Raw genomic sequence first — 710 nt, forward strand, 5'->3', positions numbered from 1 at the left:
CTACGCCTTTCGGCCTCGACTTAGGTGCCGGCTAACCCTGGGCGGATTTGCCTTCCCCAGGAAACCTTAGGCTTTCGGTGAGTAAGATTCTCACTTACATTATCGCTACTTATACCGGCATTCTCACTTCTATTTCGTCCACCTCTCTTTAAAGTAAGGCTTCAACCTAACATAGAACGCTCCCCTACCACCTTAATACTAATATCAAGATTCATAGTTTCGGTAATGAGCTTTAGTCCCGCTAATTTTCGGCACAAAAGTACTCGGCTAGTAAGCTATTACGCACTTTTTAAATGGTTGCTGCTTCTAAGCCAACATCCTAGCTGTCTTAGCACTTTCACTTCCTTTATCACTTAGCTCATTTTAGGGACCTTAACTAATGATCTGGGCTGTTTCCCTTTCGACTACGGAGCTTATCCCCCATAGTCTGACTCCTATGTCAAATGCAGTAGTATTCGGAGTTTGATTGTGTTCGGTAGCCTGGTGGGCCCCAAGACTCAGTCAGTAACTCTACCCCCACTACACGGTTACATAAGGCTAGCCCTAAAGCTATTTCGGGGAGAACCAGCTATCTCCGAGTTTGATTAGACTTTTACTCCTCCCCTCAGTTCATCGCACCACTTTTCAACGTAGACGCGTTCGGACCTCCATTCCGTTTTACCGGAACTTCATCCTGACCAAGGGTAGATCACTCGGTTTCGGGTCTGCTA

The 710-nt window shown here is 46.3% G+C and carries 1 rRNA gene; it reads right to left on the bottom strand.

Annotated features, from left to right (window positions below):
• A 23S ribosomal RNA gene (locus FN369_RS10755) occupies positions 1-710 on the bottom strand; the annotation flags it as partial.

Origin of the sequence: Methylacidimicrobium cyclopophantes (assembly GCF_902143385.2) — a bacterium.
Classification (GTDB): Bacteria; Verrucomicrobiota; Verrucomicrobiia; order Methylacidiphilales; family Methylacidiphilaceae; genus Methylacidimicrobium; species Methylacidimicrobium cyclopophantes.